Origin of the sequence: Pseudomonas sp. Bc-h, from assembly GCF_002080045.1 — a bacterium.
Taxonomy (GTDB): domain Bacteria; phylum Pseudomonadota; class Gammaproteobacteria; order Pseudomonadales; family Pseudomonadaceae; genus Aquipseudomonas.
Window position 1 is genome coordinate 96049 of sequence record NZ_MUIN01000007.1, and the last position, 17415, is coordinate 113463.

At 60.5% G+C, this 17415-nt stretch carries 16 protein-coding genes; 5 read left to right on the forward strand and 11 right to left on the reverse strand.

What is annotated here, in order from left to right; all coding sequences use genetic code 11:
* Nucleotides 1-32: 32 nt before the first annotated feature.
* From greB to BWR59_RS13370, 3 genes are all read left to right on the forward strand, one after another.
* Nucleotides 33-515: a transcription elongation factor GreB gene (gene greB, locus BWR59_RS13360; RefSeq protein ID WP_081566114.1), complete on the forward strand. Its 483-nt coding sequence runs from the start codon at nt 33-35 to the stop codon at nt 513-515.
* Nucleotides 516-766: 251 nt separating this feature from the next.
* Nucleotides 767-1249 carry a DUF2938 domain-containing protein gene (locus BWR59_RS13365; RefSeq protein ID WP_081566115.1) on the forward strand — a complete coding sequence of 161 codons (483 nt, stop codon included), beginning with the start codon at nt 767-769 and terminating at the stop codon, nt 1247-1249.
* 112 nt (nt 1250-1361) lie between these two features.
* Complete coding sequence (locus BWR59_RS13370) at nt 1362-2423, forward strand: SDR family oxidoreductase (protein ID WP_081566116.1); 1062 nt, start codon at nt 1362-1364, stop codon at nt 2421-2423.
* 115 nt (nt 2424-2538) lie between these two features.
* On the opposite strand, the gene bla is transcribed toward BWR59_RS13370, so the two are convergent.
* From bla to BWR59_RS13400, 6 genes are all read right to left on the reverse strand, one after another.
* Complete coding sequence (gene bla, locus BWR59_RS13375; RefSeq protein ID WP_081566117.1) at nt 2539-3426, reverse strand: class A beta-lactamase; 888 nt, start codon at nt 3424-3426, stop codon at nt 2539-2541.
* 266 nt (nt 3427-3692) lie between these two features.
* Nucleotides 3693-3896, reverse strand: a complete 204-nt coding sequence (locus tag BWR59_RS13380) for a hypothetical protein (RefSeq protein WP_081566118.1) — start codon at nt 3894-3896, stop codon at nt 3693-3695.
* A gap of 43 nt (nt 3897-3939) precedes the next feature.
* Nucleotides 3940-5997, reverse strand: a complete 2058-nt coding sequence (locus tag BWR59_RS13385) for a pyridoxamine 5'-phosphate oxidase family protein (RefSeq protein ID WP_081566119.1) — start codon at nt 5995-5997, stop codon at nt 3940-3942.
* A gap of 132 nt (nt 5998-6129) precedes the next feature.
* On the reverse strand, nt 6130-6753 hold the full coding sequence (locus tag BWR59_RS13390) for a glutathione S-transferase (RefSeq protein ID WP_081566120.1): 624 nt from the start codon (nt 6751-6753) through the stop codon (nt 6130-6132).
* 179 nt (nt 6754-6932) lie between these two features.
* Nucleotides 6933-7817: a LysR family transcriptional regulator gene (locus BWR59_RS13395; protein ID WP_230982004.1), complete on the reverse strand. Its 885-nt coding sequence runs from the start codon at nt 7815-7817 to the stop codon at nt 6933-6935.
* Nucleotides 7818-7834: 17 nt separating this feature from the next.
* A complete protein-coding gene (locus tag BWR59_RS13400) occupies nt 7835-8755 on the reverse strand; it encodes a LysR family transcriptional regulator (protein ID WP_081566122.1) in 921 nt (306 codons plus the stop codon).
* 347 nt (nt 8756-9102) lie between these two features.
* On the opposite strand from BWR59_RS13400, the gene BWR59_RS13405 reads away from it, so the two are divergent.
* Nucleotides 9103-10395, forward strand: a complete 1293-nt coding sequence (locus BWR59_RS13405) for an MFS transporter (protein WP_081566123.1) — start codon at nt 9103-9105, stop codon at nt 10393-10395.
* Here BWR59_RS13405 and BWR59_RS13410 read toward each other — a convergent pair.
* From BWR59_RS13410 to cydP, 5 genes are read right to left on the reverse strand one after another with little or no spacing between them, the layout of a single operon-like run.
* Entirely contained in the window at nt 10383-10685 is a 303-nt protein-coding gene (locus BWR59_RS13410; protein WP_269140343.1) for a cyd operon YbgE family protein, read from the reverse strand. The genes BWR59_RS13405 and BWR59_RS13410 overlap by 13 nt on opposite strands.
* On the reverse strand, nt 10675-10791 hold the full coding sequence (gene cydX, locus BWR59_RS13415; protein WP_081566125.1) for a cytochrome bd-I oxidase subunit CydX: 117 nt from the start codon (nt 10789-10791) through the stop codon (nt 10675-10677). Before cydX ends, BWR59_RS13410 begins: the two co-directional genes overlap by 11 nt.
* 11 nt (nt 10792-10802) lie before the next feature.
* Nucleotides 10803-11945, reverse strand: a complete 1143-nt coding sequence (cydB, locus tag BWR59_RS13420) for a cytochrome d ubiquinol oxidase subunit II (RefSeq protein WP_081566126.1) — start codon at nt 11943-11945, stop codon at nt 10803-10805.
* A 10-nt stretch (nt 11946-11955) separates the two neighbouring features.
* A complete protein-coding gene (locus BWR59_RS13425) occupies nt 11956-13545 on the reverse strand; it encodes a cytochrome ubiquinol oxidase subunit I (RefSeq protein ID WP_081566127.1) in 1590 nt (529 codons plus the stop codon).
* Entirely contained in the window at nt 13542-13739 is a 198-nt protein-coding gene (gene cydP, locus BWR59_RS13430; protein ID WP_081566128.1) for a cytochrome oxidase putative small subunit CydP, read from the reverse strand. The genes BWR59_RS13425 and cydP overlap by 4 nt, the downstream gene beginning before the upstream one ends.
* A 623-nt stretch (nt 13740-14362) precedes the next feature.
* Here cydP and BWR59_RS13435 point away from each other — a divergent pair.
* Entirely contained in the window at nt 14363-17404 is a 3042-nt protein-coding gene (locus BWR59_RS13435; RefSeq protein ID WP_081566129.1) for a Tc toxin subunit A, read from the forward strand.
* Nucleotides 17405-17415 lie beyond the last annotated feature (11 nt).

Genomic DNA, 17415 nt, shown 5'->3' on the forward strand with positions numbered 1-17415 from the left:
CGTGCATGGAGCACCGTTCACCGAGAAACCCCTTGAGCACCAACATCTGTACCCGAGAAGGCCACACCGCCCTCAAGCAAGAACTCGATCACCTGTGGCGCGTCTACCGCCCCGAGATCACTCAGAAAGTCGCCTGGGCGGCGTCGCTGGGCGATCGCAGCGAGAACGCCGATTACCAATACAACAAGAAGCTGCTGCGCGAAATCGACCGCCGCGTGCGCTACCTGCGCAAGCGCCTGGAAGATATGCGCGTGGTGGACTACGCCCCCGAACAGGAAGGCCGGGTGTTCTTCGGTGCGTGGGTGGAGATCGAGAACGACGACGGCGAAAGCAAACGCTTTCGCATCGTCGGTTATGACGAGATCTACGGCCGAATGGATTACATCTCCATCGACTCACCCATGGCCCGGGCATTGCTGAAAAAGGAAGTCGGCGACGAATTCATGGTGCAGACGCCTACCGGGGAGGCCATGTGGTACGTCAACAGCGTGACCTACGAAAAGCCTGTCGCCTGAGGAGCCCGGCCTGCAAACCGTCGGGGTAACCTCAAAACAGTTGTTTCTCAGGATTGGGACGCCCCCATTGTGGCTCCGGCGTCCATTGTCGGCTGGCGTCCTCAACCCACCATTTCAGCAAGCACCTCCCCCCGAGTCGTCACTTGCCCAAAGTGATGCGTCCAGATCACTGGCTGATATCGCCTCGTCAAAACTGCTAACGTGTGCCGCCACTACGAACGTATTGATAACCGACAATCCCAAGGAAAGACATGTTCGAATTTATCTTCCTCGCCGTCCTCATCGGCATCGGCGGTACGGCTTTACTGGACCTCTGGGCGCAGTTGCTCAAGGCAACGCTGGGTTTGCCGACGCCGCCCTGGCATCTGGTCGGGCGCTGGTTCGCCGGAATGCGCCACGGTCAGTTCGTGCATCGCAACGGCATCGGCAATTCCCCTGAAGTGCCCAACGAGCTGCGCATCGGCTGGACCATGCATTACGCGGTCGGCATCGTTTTCGCGGCGGCGGTGTTGTTGATCTGGGGTGTGCAGTGGGCGCACTCGCCGACCTTCTTGCCTGCGCTGATTGTCGGGCTGGTCACGATCGGCGCCGGCTGGTTCATTTTGCAACCGGGCATGGGCGTGGGTGTCGCTTGCAACAAGGCGCCGAACCCGGCGGTGGCGCGTCTGCAAAATGTCGTCGGGCATGTGGTATTTGCCATCGGCATGTATGGGGCGGCGTTGCTGGTGGGTTGAGCGGAGGCTTTGGTGGGTCGCGCCACATCGCGCTGAACCTCTTCCCGCCGCTGCGGTTCTTAATCTTCAGGGCCGCTCTGGCCGATCATCCTCAACCTTAAAGGAGCCCCTCATGACTCAGACCGCTTTGGTCGTCGGCGCCAGTGGCATCGTCGGCAGTGCAATCACCGATTTGCTGCTCGAGAACGGCTGGCAGGTCGCTGCCCTCTCCCGCCATCCGTCTCAGGCAAAAGGCGTGATTCCCGTCGCCGCGGATTTGCAGGATCCAGACTCGGTGAAGCAGGCGCTGGCGGCCATCAAACCGAGCCATGTGTTCATCACCACTTGGTCGCGCCAGGCGACCGAGGCCGAGAACATTAAGGTGAATGCGGCCATGGTGCGCAACGTGCTGGACGCGCTGAGCCCGGGCAAGAGCGTCAAGCATGTCGCGCTGGTGACGGGCTTGAAACACTACCTAGGTCCGTTCGAAGCGTACGGCAAGGGGTCGTTGCCGCAGACGCCGTTTCGTGAAGAACAGGGCCGTCTGGATATCGAGAATTTCTACTACGCCCAGGAAGACGAGGTGTTCGCGGCGGCCAGGCGCGACGGTTTTACTTGGAGCGTGCATCGCCCGCACACCGTGACCGGCGTGGCCGTGGGCAATGCGATGAACATGGCGACGACGTTGGCGGTGTATGCGTCGATCTGCAAAGCCACGGGCAGGCCGTTCGTGTTCCCGGGTTCTCGGATGCAGTGGGACAGCCTCACCGACATGACCGATGCGCGGCAATTGGCCAAGCAACAGCTGTGGGCCGCGACCACGCCTGCGGCGTCGAATCAGGCATTCAACATCACCAATGGCGATGTGTTCCGCTGGAAATGGATGTGGGGGCAGATCGCCGAGTATTTCGGTCTGCACCCGGCCGCTTACCCACCGAGCCCCTTGCCACTGGAAACCCAGATGGCCGACGATCAGGCGGCATGGAGCGACATCGTGCGGGAGCATGGCTTGAAGGAAGCGGACATCAGCCGCCTCATTTCGCCTTGGCACACCGACGCCGATCTGGGGCGGCCGATTGAAGTGGTCACCGATATGTCGAAGAGCCGGGAGCTGGGGTTCAAGGAATTCCAGGCCAGTGACAAGGCATTTTTCGAGGTCTTCGATGAGTTGCGGGCGCGCAAGCTGATTCCTTAAGGTCAGCCCTTTCCTCGATGATGCAGCACAGCTTGCTCTGGCCGTATGCGTTGAATGTCATGACGCATTCGCGAGCAAGCTCCCTCCCACGGGTTTTGTGTTCACCTTCTATCTGCTAGACCTTCGCCACCAACCGCCCGACCTCGGCCATCAGCGAGTTGATCTGTTCGCTGCTGGCTTTGGACTCGGAGTAATAGACCGTGACGATCAGCGGAGGCCGGCCGGTGGGCCAGATGATGGCGACGTCGTTACTGGCGTTGTTGCTGCCCGAGCCTGTCTTGTCCCCTACCCGCCAGCCTTTCGGCAAACCGGCGCGCAGTTTCTGGTCGCCGGTCTTGTTGCTGACCAGCCAGGCGATCAGCTGAACCTTCGAGGCGCCGGACAGCACATCGCCGATCACCAGCGTGCGCAAGCTGTGCAGCATCGCAATCGGGGTCGTGGTGTCTTGTAGATCACCAGGACGGTTCTCGTTCAATTCGGGTTCACGACGATCGAGTCGGGTGGTCTGGTCACCAATAGTGCGCAGCCAAGCGGTCAATCCCTTAGGGCCGCCAAAACTGTCCAGCAGCAGATTGGCTGCAGTGTTGTCGCTCAGGGTTACAGCGGCTTCGCAGATCGAGCCGACGCTCAGCCCGCCCTCGCCCGTGTGTTTTTCGGTGACCGGCGAATAGGTCACCAACTGATCCTGCCCGTAGACGATCACGCGCGACAGGTCTTCTTCCTTGCGGTCGACCCGCGCCAGAACATGGGCCGCCGTCAGAGCCTTGAAGGTGCTGCACATGGCGAAACGTTCATCGCCGCGATGGCTGATCAGGCGCTGAGTGCCGGTGTCGAGAATCGCCACGCCCAGACGTCCGCCGTGGCGACGTTCCAGCGCGGCCAATTGTCGTTCGATTGAAAGCTCTGGCGAGGTGCCCGAATCGGCGGCCAGAACATTGAGACTCCATAGCGCGGGAACTGCCAGCAGCGAGGCGCCGATGAGGTTTCTGCGGGTAATCGACATACACTTCCTTGTCGTTGCAAATGGACGACATGATTGCCGAAACGGCAGCCGCATTATGGCTGCCGTTGCAAGACGGCGATCAACTCACTCAGTCAGGCACACGCGTTGACCGAGCCTTCCTGGATCTGTTTGACGGTGCCTTTGAACACGTTGCGGGCGCTGACTTTCATGTCTTGGGGACCTGTAGGGATAAATTCAGGCGCCCATCATCGGTTCAGACACGCTGCCATTTCAACCATTTCCCTTGCCCGGAAAACGTCGGGCAATCATCGATGACGGCTGAACGTTGAAACCGAACGCATCCAACTGATCAGCCGCAAAGTCGCGGGGTTGTCGTGTTCTTCATGGCTGGCGGCCAGTTCTCCGGCAAGCGAGGCCAGGGATTGCGGCAGCAGCCAGGAAATCTCCTGTTCCGTGGTCTGGAACAGGTTGGGATCGTCTTCTTTCTCGAACGCTGGCCATTCACTCATCGCAGTAACTCCCGTCAAACATGTCCTGCACACGCATGGATGTTTACAGATCGAGCACCAGCGGCCCTGAGGCCGGGACTGCGCAGCAGATCAGCACGTGGTCCGCCGCCGGCATTTCGGCCGGTGGAACCGGGTAATGCACCTGGCCGCTGACCAGCCGGGTCTTGCATGTGCCGCAGGAACCACCACGGCAGCTGTATTCGGGTTCAAGGCCTCGACTCTCGGCCAGCTCCAGCAACGTGCCGCCATCGGGTTGCCAACGGGCTTCCTTGGCGGAGCGTTCGAACAGCACCGGCACCGATTCGGTGGCGGCAGGCGGCTGTTGCAGTGCGACAGTCTGTTGGTCGCCGGTGCGCTTGAGGGTCGACGGGCCGAAGGTCTCGGCATGAATCCGCTCGTCACGGACATGCATGGCCCTCAGCTCGTCATACAGCCCTTGTGTGAAGCTTGCCGGCCCGCAGACATAAAAATCGAAGTCGTTGAACGGCAACAGCGCCTTGAGCAGATTCAGGTCAATACGACCTGCAAGGTGAAAGTCTTTGCTTAGACGAGCCTCGCTCTCGGGCTGGCTCAGCAGACGGACAGCCGTCAGTTGTTCTCCGGCTTTGGCAACCAGTGTGTCCAATTCTTCGCGAAAAGCCAGATCCACCAGACGACGTGCACTTTGAATGAACCAGGTCGGGCGCATGCGGCGGATGCGTTTACCCTCGTAAATCACCTCGCGCAGCATCGACAGCATGGGCGTGACCCCAATCCCGGCCCCCAGCAGCACCAGCGGACGGCGCTCCTGGGGGTCGACCACGAAACTGCCCTGGGGGGCACGGCCGTCGATCAGATCGCCAACCTTGAGCGCGTCGTGCAGGTGCGCCGAGACCAGTCCGTCGCGCTTGACGCTGATGCGGAAGAAGTCGTCGGACGGCGCGCTCGACAAGCTGTAGGTGCGAATAACCGGTTTGCTCTGCCCTTCCAGCAGCAGGCGCAATGGCAAATGCTGACCGGCCTTGAACGCAGGCAAACCGGCGCCATCGGCAGGCTCGAAGTAGAAGGAGCGGATGCCTGCGCTTTCGTCGGCAATGCGCGTCACACGCAGCGGCCGCCATTGATCGCGCAATGCGTCGGCCTGCAGGCGCGCGGCGGTCTGTTGCCAATCGCCGGTCATCAGGCTGTTGGGAGAAAAACCCTGAAACTCCCAGCGCGAGCGCAACGCCTGCGGACGGCGGACCACGGCCTCGACTTTCACTTGCCAGAGCCGCTCGGCACCCTGGAAGGCGGCGATTTCCGGGCCGTCGAGAATCACGGTGGTGCGGCCCACCAGCTGTAACAGATCGCCGGTGGTGAAATCGATGAACACAAGGCCAGCTTTCGGATTCAGCAGAAAGTTGCCCAGGGTATTGAAATGCAGGTTGCCGGCGAAATCGGGAATGGTCAGCACGTCGCCTTCGACCCGCACGAAACCGGCCTGCCCGCCGCGATGGGACACATCCACCGAGCGGTGCGGCTGATCGCCTTCAAGGTCCACGTAGCTGGCGACAAAAAAAGTGTCGGCGCCGCGAATCGTTGCCACGGCGGCCTCATCCAGCGCGCTCATGCGCTCCACCGGCGCACGCTGCGGCACTTTGGGCAATGCGATCTGTTTGAGTTCACGCAACTGGATGTACTGCGGGCAGTTGCCGAACGAATGCTCGACCAATACCGAAAAACCCCGATCAGTGACCTGCTCGATATGACCGTTGATGCGGTTGCGCCGACGGGTGTGCAAGTCGATGCCCAGCATGCCTACGGCCGCGCCCGGTTCGAACTGTGCGGCCATCGGGTCGTCGCTGTCTGGTAGACGGGAAAACTGCAGATGCCGAGGATCGGGCGAGGCGATGAAACCCGCGTCGGCGTCCAGCAGGCTCGCCCACGGCCAGCCCTCAGCGTCCACCGCACCGATGAACATGTACGGCAGGTGCTCGTAGAATTCGCGGTGCTGGTCGGGCATGTAGTTACGAATGACTTTCTTGCCCACGACGCCCATGCGCTCGGCGACGCCGACCGTGGCTTGCAGTTCGATCTCGCCAGAGTGCCAGGGCGAGGGTTTTTCGGAAGTGATGTCGTTCATGACGCGGACTCCCTTTGCGTAAAGACCTGTAGCAGCCCGGCGTGCCGGCGGCGACGTTTGAGGAATCGCCATCGCCGGCAAGCCTGAGTGCTACATAAGCAGGCGTGCTCGGCGATAGCGTTTACGGCTGGATCAAGCCACCAGACCGGCGCCGGTGCTTGGCATTGGCACGAAGCCTTTCAGCGCTTCGATACGCTTCAGCCACGCCCGCACATTTGGGTACGGTTCCAGCGACACGTTGCCTTCAGGGGCATGGGCTATGTAGGTGTAGCCGGCGACGTCGGCGACGGTGGCGTGGTCGGCGGCGAGGAACTGACGGCCCTTGAGGTGGGTTTCGATCACTTTCAGGATCGAATGGGCACGCTCGATGGTGTCTGCCGGGTCGAAACCTGCGCCGAACACGGTGATCAGTCGGGCACGGGCCGGACCGTTATTGATTTGCCCCGACGCCACCGACAACCAGCGCTGCACCTCGGCGGCGCCTGCGGCGTCCGTTGGCAGCCATTTGCCGGTGGTGTCGTACTTCTTCGCCAGGTACACAAGGATCGCCGTCGAGTCGGAGACGACCGTGCCGTTGTCGTTGATCACCGGCACCTGGCCGAAGGTGTTCAGCGCCAGGAACTCCGGGTTCTTCTGCGCGCCGTTGGCCAGGTCGACAAAGCTGATGTCGGGCTCAAGGCCCAGCAACGACAGCATCAGTTGCGCACGATGAGAGTGACCGGACAAAGGGAAGTGATAGAGCTTGATGGCATTCATGGGGTTAGGCTCCTGAGCTGTCGTGGATTCGGGTCAGTGCGGGAGTGACGTGGTCGCCATTCGGATTGCCGCGCTGATGGAACGAATAGTGGAGTACGACGCTTTGCAGCGGAATCGCCACAAAAAGCAATCCACCATTTCAGCCGATGAAATGATTGACCTCGTTTTATCGCGCTCAGTCAGCCGTGCAAAACAGGATGGGAGCGCATGCGTTCCACAGCATAGTCGACGAAACTGCGCACGCGCGCCGAAGCCCGGCGGCCTTCGCGGTACACCAGATGCACCGGAATCGAGTCCGGCTCGAAGCCTTCGAGCACCGGCTGCAGGCGCCCGGCCTGGAGGTGCTCGTGAACCTGAAAATTCAGGCAGCAGGCCAATCCGGCGCCGCGCAGCGTGGCATCGATGGCGGCGGACTGGGTGGTGCAACGCAGCACGGGTTTCAGCGCGACGTTGCGCGAGCTGCCTTGATGCTCAAAGCGCCACTCCAGCATGCGGCTGTCGGCGCTGCAGAACACCAGTGAATGAGCGGCCAGATCCGCCGGTGTGCGGGGCGCTGGATGGCGGGCAAGATAGTCCGGGCTGGCACACACAACCTGACGCACGTCACCCACCTTGCGCGCCACCATGAACGAATCGGGCAGCGCGCCAATCAGCACGGCGACATCGATCCCTTCCTCGTGCAGATTAGGGAAGCGATCCTGATAGGCCATCGCGACTTCGATCCCGGGCCAGGCGTCCAGGTAGTCGAGCACCACCGGCATCAGCAAGCGCTCCCCGAACAGCAGCGGCGCCACCAGGTTCAGCAGCCCTCGCGGCTCACTATGCAGGCCGTTGGCCGAGGCATCGGCTTCGTCCGCCGCGCGCAACAGCCTTGTGCATTCGTTGGCAAACGTGCGCCCGATATCGGTCAGGGTGACGCCGCGGGTGCTGCGTTCCAACAGCTTGGCACCAAGGCGTTTTTCCAGTGCGGCGAGCGTGCGACCGACCGTGGCTTCGGACACTTCCAGTGCCCGAGATGCCGCTGCCAGGCCCTGCTCGCGAGCCACGGCTTCGAATACCTGCATCTGCCGATGGCGATCCATCAGCCGCGACTGCGCCCGGCCGCCTTGATGGCCGGGTCCTGCATCATGCGTTCGACGCAATAATCGACAAAGGTACGCACCTTGGCCGAGACCTTGCGGTCGGCCTGATAGCAGACGTGCACAGGCAAGGGCGGCTGTTCGAAGTCTTCAAGAAGGATTTCCAGTTCACCGCTGGCCACTCGGCTGGCGACCTGATAGGAAAGCACGCGGGTCACGCCCCAGCCCATGGATGCGGCGGTAATGGCCGCCTGGTTGGCCGAAACCGTGAGGCGGGATTTCAACTCGATGTCTACCGGTTTGCCTTCATCCGAGAATTCCCAGCGACGTACCAGGGCGCTGGCGGCTGACACGATCACCCGATGCTGCGACAGTTCGTCCGGACGTTGCGGGCGTCCGTGGGCGGCCAGATACGCAGGCGACGCGCAGACCACTCGGCGCACTTCGCCAACCTTCACGCCGTGCTGAGTGCTGTCCAGCAGATGACCGATGCGCACCGCGACGTCGATGCCCTCCTCGACCATGTGCGTCACCCGGTCCACCAACAGCGCATTGATGCTGACGCCGGAATATCGCTCCAGATAACCCACCACCAGGGGCATGACGAACAGTTCGCCAAATAACAACGAAGCTGTGATGGTCAGGTGCCCCACGGGAGCGGCGTTACTGCCGCCTGCGGAATCTTCGGCCTCTTCGATTTCGCTGAGGATGCGGCGGCAATCGGTGAGGTAACGCTGACCGGCCTCGCTCAGGTGCACGCTGCGCGTGGTGCGGGACAACAACAGCGTGCCGATGCGTTTTTCCAGCGCCGCCACTGCACGGGTGACGCTGGGCGCCGACATGTTCAGACGCCGCGCGGCAGTGGCGAAACTGCGCTCTTCGCACACGGCGATAAAAACCTGCATTTCCTGAAAACGGTCCATGGCGGGGCTCGGCTGTCCGGCATCGGTTTGGGTGGTTGCGATAGTAGCGTTTTGATCAGCAGTTCGTCAGATCGAACACTGCGCTGATGGCTTCACACAATCCCTGGGAGGAAACTTGCTTGCGAAGACTTAACTTCTGACGACGAATTTGCGCCGGATGCCCGGACCTCTTCGCGAGCAAGCTCCCTCCCACAGAAACGAAGTGAGTGTGCTGAAAGGTTGCGCTCGCAGCGCCTCTACTACGAAACATCCTGAAATATCCCCTTGACGAGACCTGCCCTTGTGAGCGTTCATATTGGCGCACGGTCATACTCTATTTTTTCGGTTTTGCTCCTCGGGGAACACTCATGGTTTCGTCAGTTCTGGCGGCGTCGCTGTCTCGTCGTCGTATCCATTACAGCTGGGTGGTCCTGGCTGTCACCTTCCTGACCATGCTGGTCATGGCCGGCGCGGTCGGTGCGCCGGGGGTATTCATCAAGCCGCTGGAAGCGGAATTCGGCTGGGACACCGCCGAGATTTCCTCGGCGCTGGCGGTGCGTTTCGCCCTGTTCGGTCTGGTCGGCCCGTTCGCAGCGGCGTTCATGAATCACTTTGGCGTGCGTCGAGTGGTTCTGACCGCGCTGACACTGGTCGCCAGCGGCATGATCCTGTCGCTGCTCATGACGCAGTTTTGGCAATTGGTGGTGTTGTGGGGGCTGGTGGTGGGTTTCGGCACAGGGCTGACCGCCATGGTGCTGGGCGCCACGGTGGCGACGCGCTGGTTCTCTCAACGTCGCGGGATGGCGATGGGGCTGCTGTCGGCCAGTTCCGCCACCGGCCAGTTGGTGTTCATGCCGATGCTGGCCAACCTGACCGAACACTTCGGCTGGCGCACCGCGCTGGCCTGCATCTGCGTGGCCATCGTCATCGCCGCAGTTGCGGTGCTCGCGCTGATGCGCAATCGCCCCTCGGACCTGCAACTGCCCTCCTACGGCGAGACTGAAATCCAGCCAGAAGTGACCAGCAGACAGACCTTCACTCAGTTGCTGGTGACGCCGCTCAAGGTGCTGCGCGATGTCGCCGGAACCTGGACGTTCTGGGTGCTGTTCATGACGTTTTTCATCTGTGGCGCCAGCACCAACGGGCTGATCCAGACCCACTTCATCAGCATGTGCGGCGACTACGGCCTGATCGCCACCACAGCTGCCGGAATGCTGGCGGTGATGGGGATTTTCGACTTCGTGGGGACCATCGGTTCAGGCTGGCTGTCGGACCGCTTCGACAACCGCTGGCTGCTGTTCAGCTACTACGGATTGCGTGGCGTGGCGCTGATCATCCTGCCGTTCTCGGATTTCACGGTCTACGGCCTGTCGTTCTTCGCGCTGATCTACGGCCTGGACTGGATCGCCACCGTACCGCCAACCGTGAAGCTGACGGTGCAGAGGTTCGGCCCGGAGCGCGCCAACATCGTCTTTGGCTGGATCTTCGCCGGCCATCAACTGGGGGCCGCGTTTGCCGCCTACGGTGCCGGATGGACACGCACACACTTCGCCAGTTACCTGCCGGCGTTCTTCATCTCCGGCCTGCTCTGTGTGATCGCCGCGCTGATAGCGCTGTCCATCGTCCCGGCACTGAAGAAGGCTGCGGTTCAGAGCCACTGACGCGCGGTCAGCCACATACCGAAACCCAACGCCATCAGGCCCCACGCCAAGAGCGGGTGGAACATCACCCGCCAGGCCAGGGCGCGGGGCTCGAAGCCCACGCCATGCACGAAACCTGCGGCCACGCCCCACATGACCAGCATCAGCAGGCTGTGGGAATAGCGACCGTCGGCGTCGAGCATCGACGCAGGATGAATCAGCAGCACCAGGCTCAGAGGAATCGCCATCAGCAGGGACAGCGCCCGGCCGATGACGTGCCTGAACGGCGCCACCCGCGCATCAGTCGTCACAGCCGTTCTCCAGCGCATTGGCGTCGGATGACTCCAGCCACAACGCATTGATGATGCCGAAACTGCAGGCCAGCAATACCCCGAGAATCCAGGCGAAATACCACATGTCGTTGCTCCTTAATAAAGGCCGTGAGGGTTGTGGTCGATGTGCGCGGTGGTGACCTTGCCCCACATCTTGGCGTAGCACCACAGCGTGTAGCAGAGGATCAGCGGCACGAAGATCGAGGCCGCGATAAACATGATGAACAGCGTTCTGTGGCTGGACACCGCATCCCACACGGTCAGGCTCGACGCCGGATCGAGGCTCGACGGCATGACGAACGGGAACAGCGCAAAGCCTGCGGTACACAGCGCGCCGACAATTGCCAGGCTGCTGCCCAGAAACGCGGTTCTGCCCTGCCCTGCACTGGCGCCCAACAGCGCCAGCAAACCACCGAAAATCCCCAGCAGCGGCGCGATGACGGTCAAAGGATGCGCGTGGTAATTGGCCATCCAGCCGGGGTTGCTCGCAGCAACCGTTTTGCCCAGCGGGTTGAGCGCGGCACCGGCATCGAACGCCGACGTGATCTCCAGCCCTTGAATGCCACCGAGCAGCAGCCACACGCCAGCGCCGATGAACGACAGCACGAACACCAGCGACAGCCACTGCGCCGCACGCCGTGAACGACGGGCAATCGCACCTTCTGTGCGCATCATCAGCCAGCTGCCGCCGTGCAAGCCGAGCATGCTCAGGCTGACCACACCGGCCAGCAGGCCGAACGGGCTGAGCAGTTGCCAGAAGTTGCCGTGATAGCTGGAGCGCAGGGTGTCGTCGAACTGGAACGGCACGCCGAGCAGCAGGTTGCCGAAGGCCACGCCGAACACCAGCGACGGCACCAGCCCGCCAACGAACAGCCCCCAGTCCCAACTCTGCCGCCAGCGGGTGTTTTCCAGCTTGCTGCGGTAATCAAAGCCCACGGGGCGCACGAACAGGGCGAACAGCACCAGCAACAACGCCCAGTACAAGCCGGAGAACGCTGCCGAGTAGACCAGCGGCCAGGCGGCGAACAGCGCGCCCCCGGCGGTGATCAGCCATACCTGGTTGCCGTCCCAGTGCGGGGCGATGGTGTTGATCACCACCCTTCTTTCGTTGTCGTTGCGCCCGACAAAGGGCATCAGCATCGCCGCGCCCAGGTCGAAGCCATCGGTCAGGGCGAAGCCGATCAGCAGCACGCCGACCAGCACCCACCAGATCAGTTTGAGTGTCTCGTAATCGAACATCGTGCGTTCCTCAGGCCAGCGTCGGTTGTTGTGCAGCAGGCAGTTCAGCGTCACCGCGTTCGAAGTGGTATCGACCGGTGTGCAGGCTGCTCGGGCCGAGGCGCGCAAACTTGATCATCAGGTACATCTCGATGATCAGCAGCACGGTGTAGAAGCCCACCAGCGCCAGAATCGAGCCCAGTACATCGCCGGAAGACAGCGTCGAGGCGGACAGATGCACCGGCAGCACTTCACCAATGGACCAGGGCTGACGGCCATGCTCGGCCACCCACCAGCCGGTCTGGGTGGCGATCCATGGCAACGGCAGGCTGAACAGCGCCCACTTGAGCAGCCAGCGCTTGCTCGCTTCGTTCTTGCGCGCCGAAGCCCAGAAGGCACAGGCGAACAACAGCAGCATGAGCACACCGCTGAGGACCATCAGGCGAAAGGTCCAGAAGATCGACGCCACATGGGGGATGGAATCCAGCGCGGCCTGATGAATCTGCTGCTCGTTGGCGTCGACTACTTTGTCGGTGTACTTCTTCAACAGCAGGCCGTAGCCCAGGTCCCTCTTCACCTCGTTGAAGGCATTGAGGGTCTGCTCGCTCTTGTCACCGGCGCGCAACTTGCCCAGCAGATCGTACGCGACCATGCCGTTGCGGATACGGCCCTGGTGCTCGCTGACCAGGTCCTTGATCCCGGTCACCTGCTTGTCCACCGAGCGGGTGGCGATGATGCCCATCACGTAGGGGATCTTCACCGCGTAATCGGTGCGCTGGGTTTCCTGATTCGGCAGGCCGAACAAGGTGAACGCAGCGGGTGCCGGTTCGGTTTCCCATTCGGCTTCGATGGCGGCGAGCTTGGTTTTCTGTACGTCGCCAATTTCGTAGCCGGACTCATCGCCCAGCACGATCACCGAGAGAATCGAGGCCATGCCGAAGGCAGCCGCGATGGCAAACGAGCGTCGTGCAAAACCAATATCGCGGCCTTTGAGCAAATACCAACTGGAAATCGCTAGCACGAAGATCGCGCCCGTGACGTAACCGCTGGCTACGGTGTGGACGAATTTGACCTGAGCCACCGGGTTGAAAATCAGGTCGCTGAAGCTGGTCAGCTCCATGCGCATCGTGGTGAAGTTGAACTCGGCGCCGACCGGGTTCTGCATCCAGCCGTTGGCGATGAGAATCCACAGCGCCGACATGTTCGAGCCGATCGCCACCAGCCAGGTGACGGCCAGATGCTGCACGCGGGTCAGGCGGTCCCAGCCGAAGAAGAACAGGCCGATGAAGGTCGATTCGAGGAAGAACGCCATCATCCCTTCGATGGCCAGCGGCGCACCGAAGATGTCGCCCACGTAATGGCTGTAGTACGCCCAGTTGGTGCCGAACTGGAACTCCATGGTCAAGCCGGTGGTGACGCCCAGGGCGAAGTTGATGCCGAACAGCTTGCCCCAGAACCTTGTCATGTCCTTGTAGACCTGTTTGCCGGTCATCACGTAGACCGACTCCATGATCGCCAGCAAAAAGGTCATGCCCAGCGTCAACGGGACGAACAGAAAGTGGTACAGCGCGGTCATTGCGAACTGCAGTCGAGATAAGTCGACGACTGATTCCGAAATCATTTTGGGTTCTTCTCAGAAGGTTCGGGAGGGGCGCCCAGTACATGCAGGCCAACTTGCACCCCGTCGTCCTTGACCCCGACCGGCGCGTCGAACCAGACGCTGCGGATACCCATCAGCAAGACGAGTTTGATCACCAGGATCAGACCGATGTCTTTGGCCAGCGGGTGTTTGAGGAAATCGAAAGGACCAGGCATGTTGAGGACTCATCGGGGTGCAGGGTATTTTTCCTACAGACCTGTCCGAGACTTTTGACCTGGATCAAGAAAGATGATGAGTAGGATGTGGCGTGTTGACGCAGCGTTTTTATCTTCACCAATGTAGGAATTTTCGAGCGGCTGTGAACCTCAATGGGAATTAATGTAGATGGCTGTAAGACTCGGCCGACATTCTCCCTCTCAATGAAAGAACGCTTCTGTAGGAATTGCCTTTTCGATGCGACAGAAACGACCATAAAACCAGGCTTCCAAACAGCCTTCAAAAGACCGGCCCGGCAAAAACAGTTATTGATCGCCACCCTCGCAGCGCGGTTTTCAAAGACAAACAAACACCTCAACTTCACATAACTTCCCCGCAATCATTGAGTGCCGCATAGACAACCGGGTTTTCCATGCTGACGTTTTTACCGATATTTCCAAGCGCTCACCACTGAAACAATTACCGTCGAGCGATTATTCAAATACTTCGCGTGGACACATTTAGCAAGCACTCCCCCCGCCACTGTTTTTATTCTTTTGTACTCTTTCATCCATGCCATTCACTTGACGTGCATGTGGCACTTTCCCTTCTACCGGGATCATCCCGAAAGAGCGCTGAATATATGACTGACCACAATCCACTGCTGCGCAACATTCTCACCCCTCTGACATCCTCCTCGGCGTCCGCAAACCACCTTGAACCTCAAGGGCGGACGCTGGACGCAACCCTGACCAAAGAGGCCGCATTCGAAGCGGCGCTCAAGACACTGGACGTGCGTTCGGTGTTCGACATTATCCGACAGCCCAAGGCGCACTTCTGCGAGCAGTTTTCCGAACTGTGCGAACACCACCCTGTCTTGAATGAACTCAACCCCGAACTCACTTACGATCATGCAATGTGTTATGCCGTTCAGATCGGTCGTTTGTACCGCGACGAACAGGTTTCATCCTCCGACATTGCCAACTCCGGATTTAATACTCCTGACTCTCCCAAGTACCAGGATCTGTTCAATGAGCAGTGGGATGAGTTCTGCAAAGTAGGCGCCATCGCCGCCATTGATTCGCCTGTCGCCTACCTGCGGTCCCTGTATCGGTTGATTACCGACGTCATCGAGTCGGGTGACGACGGTAGCCGGCCCAAGATAAAGCTGGACACGCGGCGTCCTGATCTGAAGGACCTGTTGATCGATCAACAATCGACATTCACGCCTTTACCGATGTTGAACATCGTCAATGACGTTTTGAGCAAAAGCATTGAAAGTTTTCTCGACAAAGATGCCGATCTCGTGGCGCAAGAGATGATGAACAAACGGCATCCATTTCTGTTTCCCTACCACTTTGCTCATCAACAATGTCAGTTGAGCTTAGGCCAGAGCAAACACCCACTCGGGTCCATCAACTATCGCATCAGCCAACCATTGCCGACCGGGCGAGACGCAAGGAATGAATACGGACAGCATGCCCACGCAAGCACAATCGCACAGACGTTGCTGGCGGGCTTGAGCCCCGAGCAACAACGGATCGTAACAGAGCCCACCCCCTTTCCCGACGCTGCGGATGTGCCTCCAGACGTTGAGCGGGCGTTTTTCAAACGACATTATGGTGTGGAGGTTTCACCCGGCCATGAGAACCCACTGACAACGCTTGGCACGTTCATGACCCAAACCGGCTCCAGTGCCGAGCAGGTCGAAGCATTACTTGCCACACGCCAATACTCGCCAACACACTCCCCCAACTGTCTTTCGCCTGATCCCGTACACACCAGAGCAGGCACGACGTCAACACTCCCCTCATCGTCGGATTACGGCGCCTGCTACGTCAACGGTGCCAATTCGGTAGAGGCGCTGAAACCTGCGACGGCTTCAGAGGACAACTCGCTGAAGCTGGTTGTACAGGTGACCGATGAAGGTACGACGGTTCGCCTGGCCAATACCTCGCTGCAACGTTTTGACCGCCTGCAACGCATGATTCGCCTGCAACGCTGGATGAATATCTCTTTCGCCGAACTGGACACTTTGATCGTCGCAGCGATGCGCGCCGAAGGTGAGGCGAATCTGCAGATGGCCCTGAATGACAACACCCTGCGGACCTTGGGTGTGTTCCGTTATCTCAGCGGCCGCTACGACATAACGGCGGAGGAATTCGCCGCGCTGCTGCATGACCTATCACCCTACGCGGACAAGAACCGCATGCCGCTGTTCGACGAAGTGTTCAATAACCCGGTCCTGTTCGACACGCCCCTGACCCTTGATCAGACTGAATTTGAAACGTCCAGCAGCGCGCCGGAAGATCAAAGGACGGTGTACCAGTTGTGCGCCAGCCTGGGATTACAGCCCACGGCAGCCTCTCTCGAACGCGTGGCCCACAACACGCGAACGTATGTCGGAACGCTGCGCCGCTCGTTGGCAACCGTGTCCTCGTTCTACCGCCAGGCACGCATCGCCCGTCTGTTGAGCCTGACTGCGCAAGACGGCTGGGCAGTGGCAGATGCGTTGGGAAGCGACGCCTACCATCAGGCCTTGGCACGAGGGACGCTGCGCACTGAAGGCAATGACCCGGATATCCTCGACGTTCTGATGCAGATGGACTGGGCAGTGTCCTGGCTCAAACAAAGCGCAAAAGACATCACCACCGTCCGCACGCAAATTGGCCTGGATCCCAGTGCGTTAATCCCGACCCAGGCGCTGGTCGATCGTCTGAATCAACTGCATCATCAGTCGAGCCAGTCACGGGTCACCTACCAACACATCCGCGACCTCAACCTGCCCAACAACGCGTCGAATTCAATTGACTGGTTCATTGAAATCAGACGAACGCTCGTCAGTGGCTCAGGCCTGGTCAACGCACTGCCACTGCAACCGGTCGACGACGTCAGAGCACAACTGGATGAAGCGCTGTTGAGCCTGATCGAGCCCATGGCGCTTGAACCTGGCGCCAAAACCGAGGCGAGAAACGCACTTTGTCAACTGCTGCTAGGCGCTCATGACGCGCAGGCCGTGCTGATCGAACGGTTGTTGCAGGAACTCGCGGAGCTGCAAATGGACCAGGCGGCGCTGGTGCTTCACTGGTCAGGACTCTCCACACCTGCACTATTGACGCTGCTCGAGGAGGCGGTGGATGACAATCTCCTGACCGTCGAGCATTTCGACCCGACACTGCTGAGCGCACTGCAGACCGTCGTCCGTCATGCGCACATTGCCACCGAGCTGGACCTGAGCGAATTGGCGTTGCGTCTGTTTCTGGTGTCGCCCTCCTGGCTGGGTGCGCCGATGCATGCCCAGACGCCGTCGCTGGCATCGTTGTATCTGCTCGAGCGCTACGCCCACCTGGTGCATGAAGCCGACGTACCGGACGCCGGGTTGCTCAATTATCTAACGCTTGCCAATGCCCCGGGGGCGGCGCGGCTCGACACCGAGGCCCTCGCCAGCGAACTCGCGCGGCTGTTGAACTGGAGCAAGAGCGAGCTGCTCACCCATGTGCTTACGCTGCCCGACCACAAAGCGGTCAACCTGGCGCATGTGGACTGGCTTTATCGCTGCAAGCAGACCGGCGACGACAGTGGCCTGAGCGCTGCCAGCCTGCAACTCGCCCTCACACTGAACGTGCAAAGCCCGCTTGAGCAATGGCAGGCCATGGGTAATGCCGCAATGGCGGCCATCCGTTAATCGACTCATCC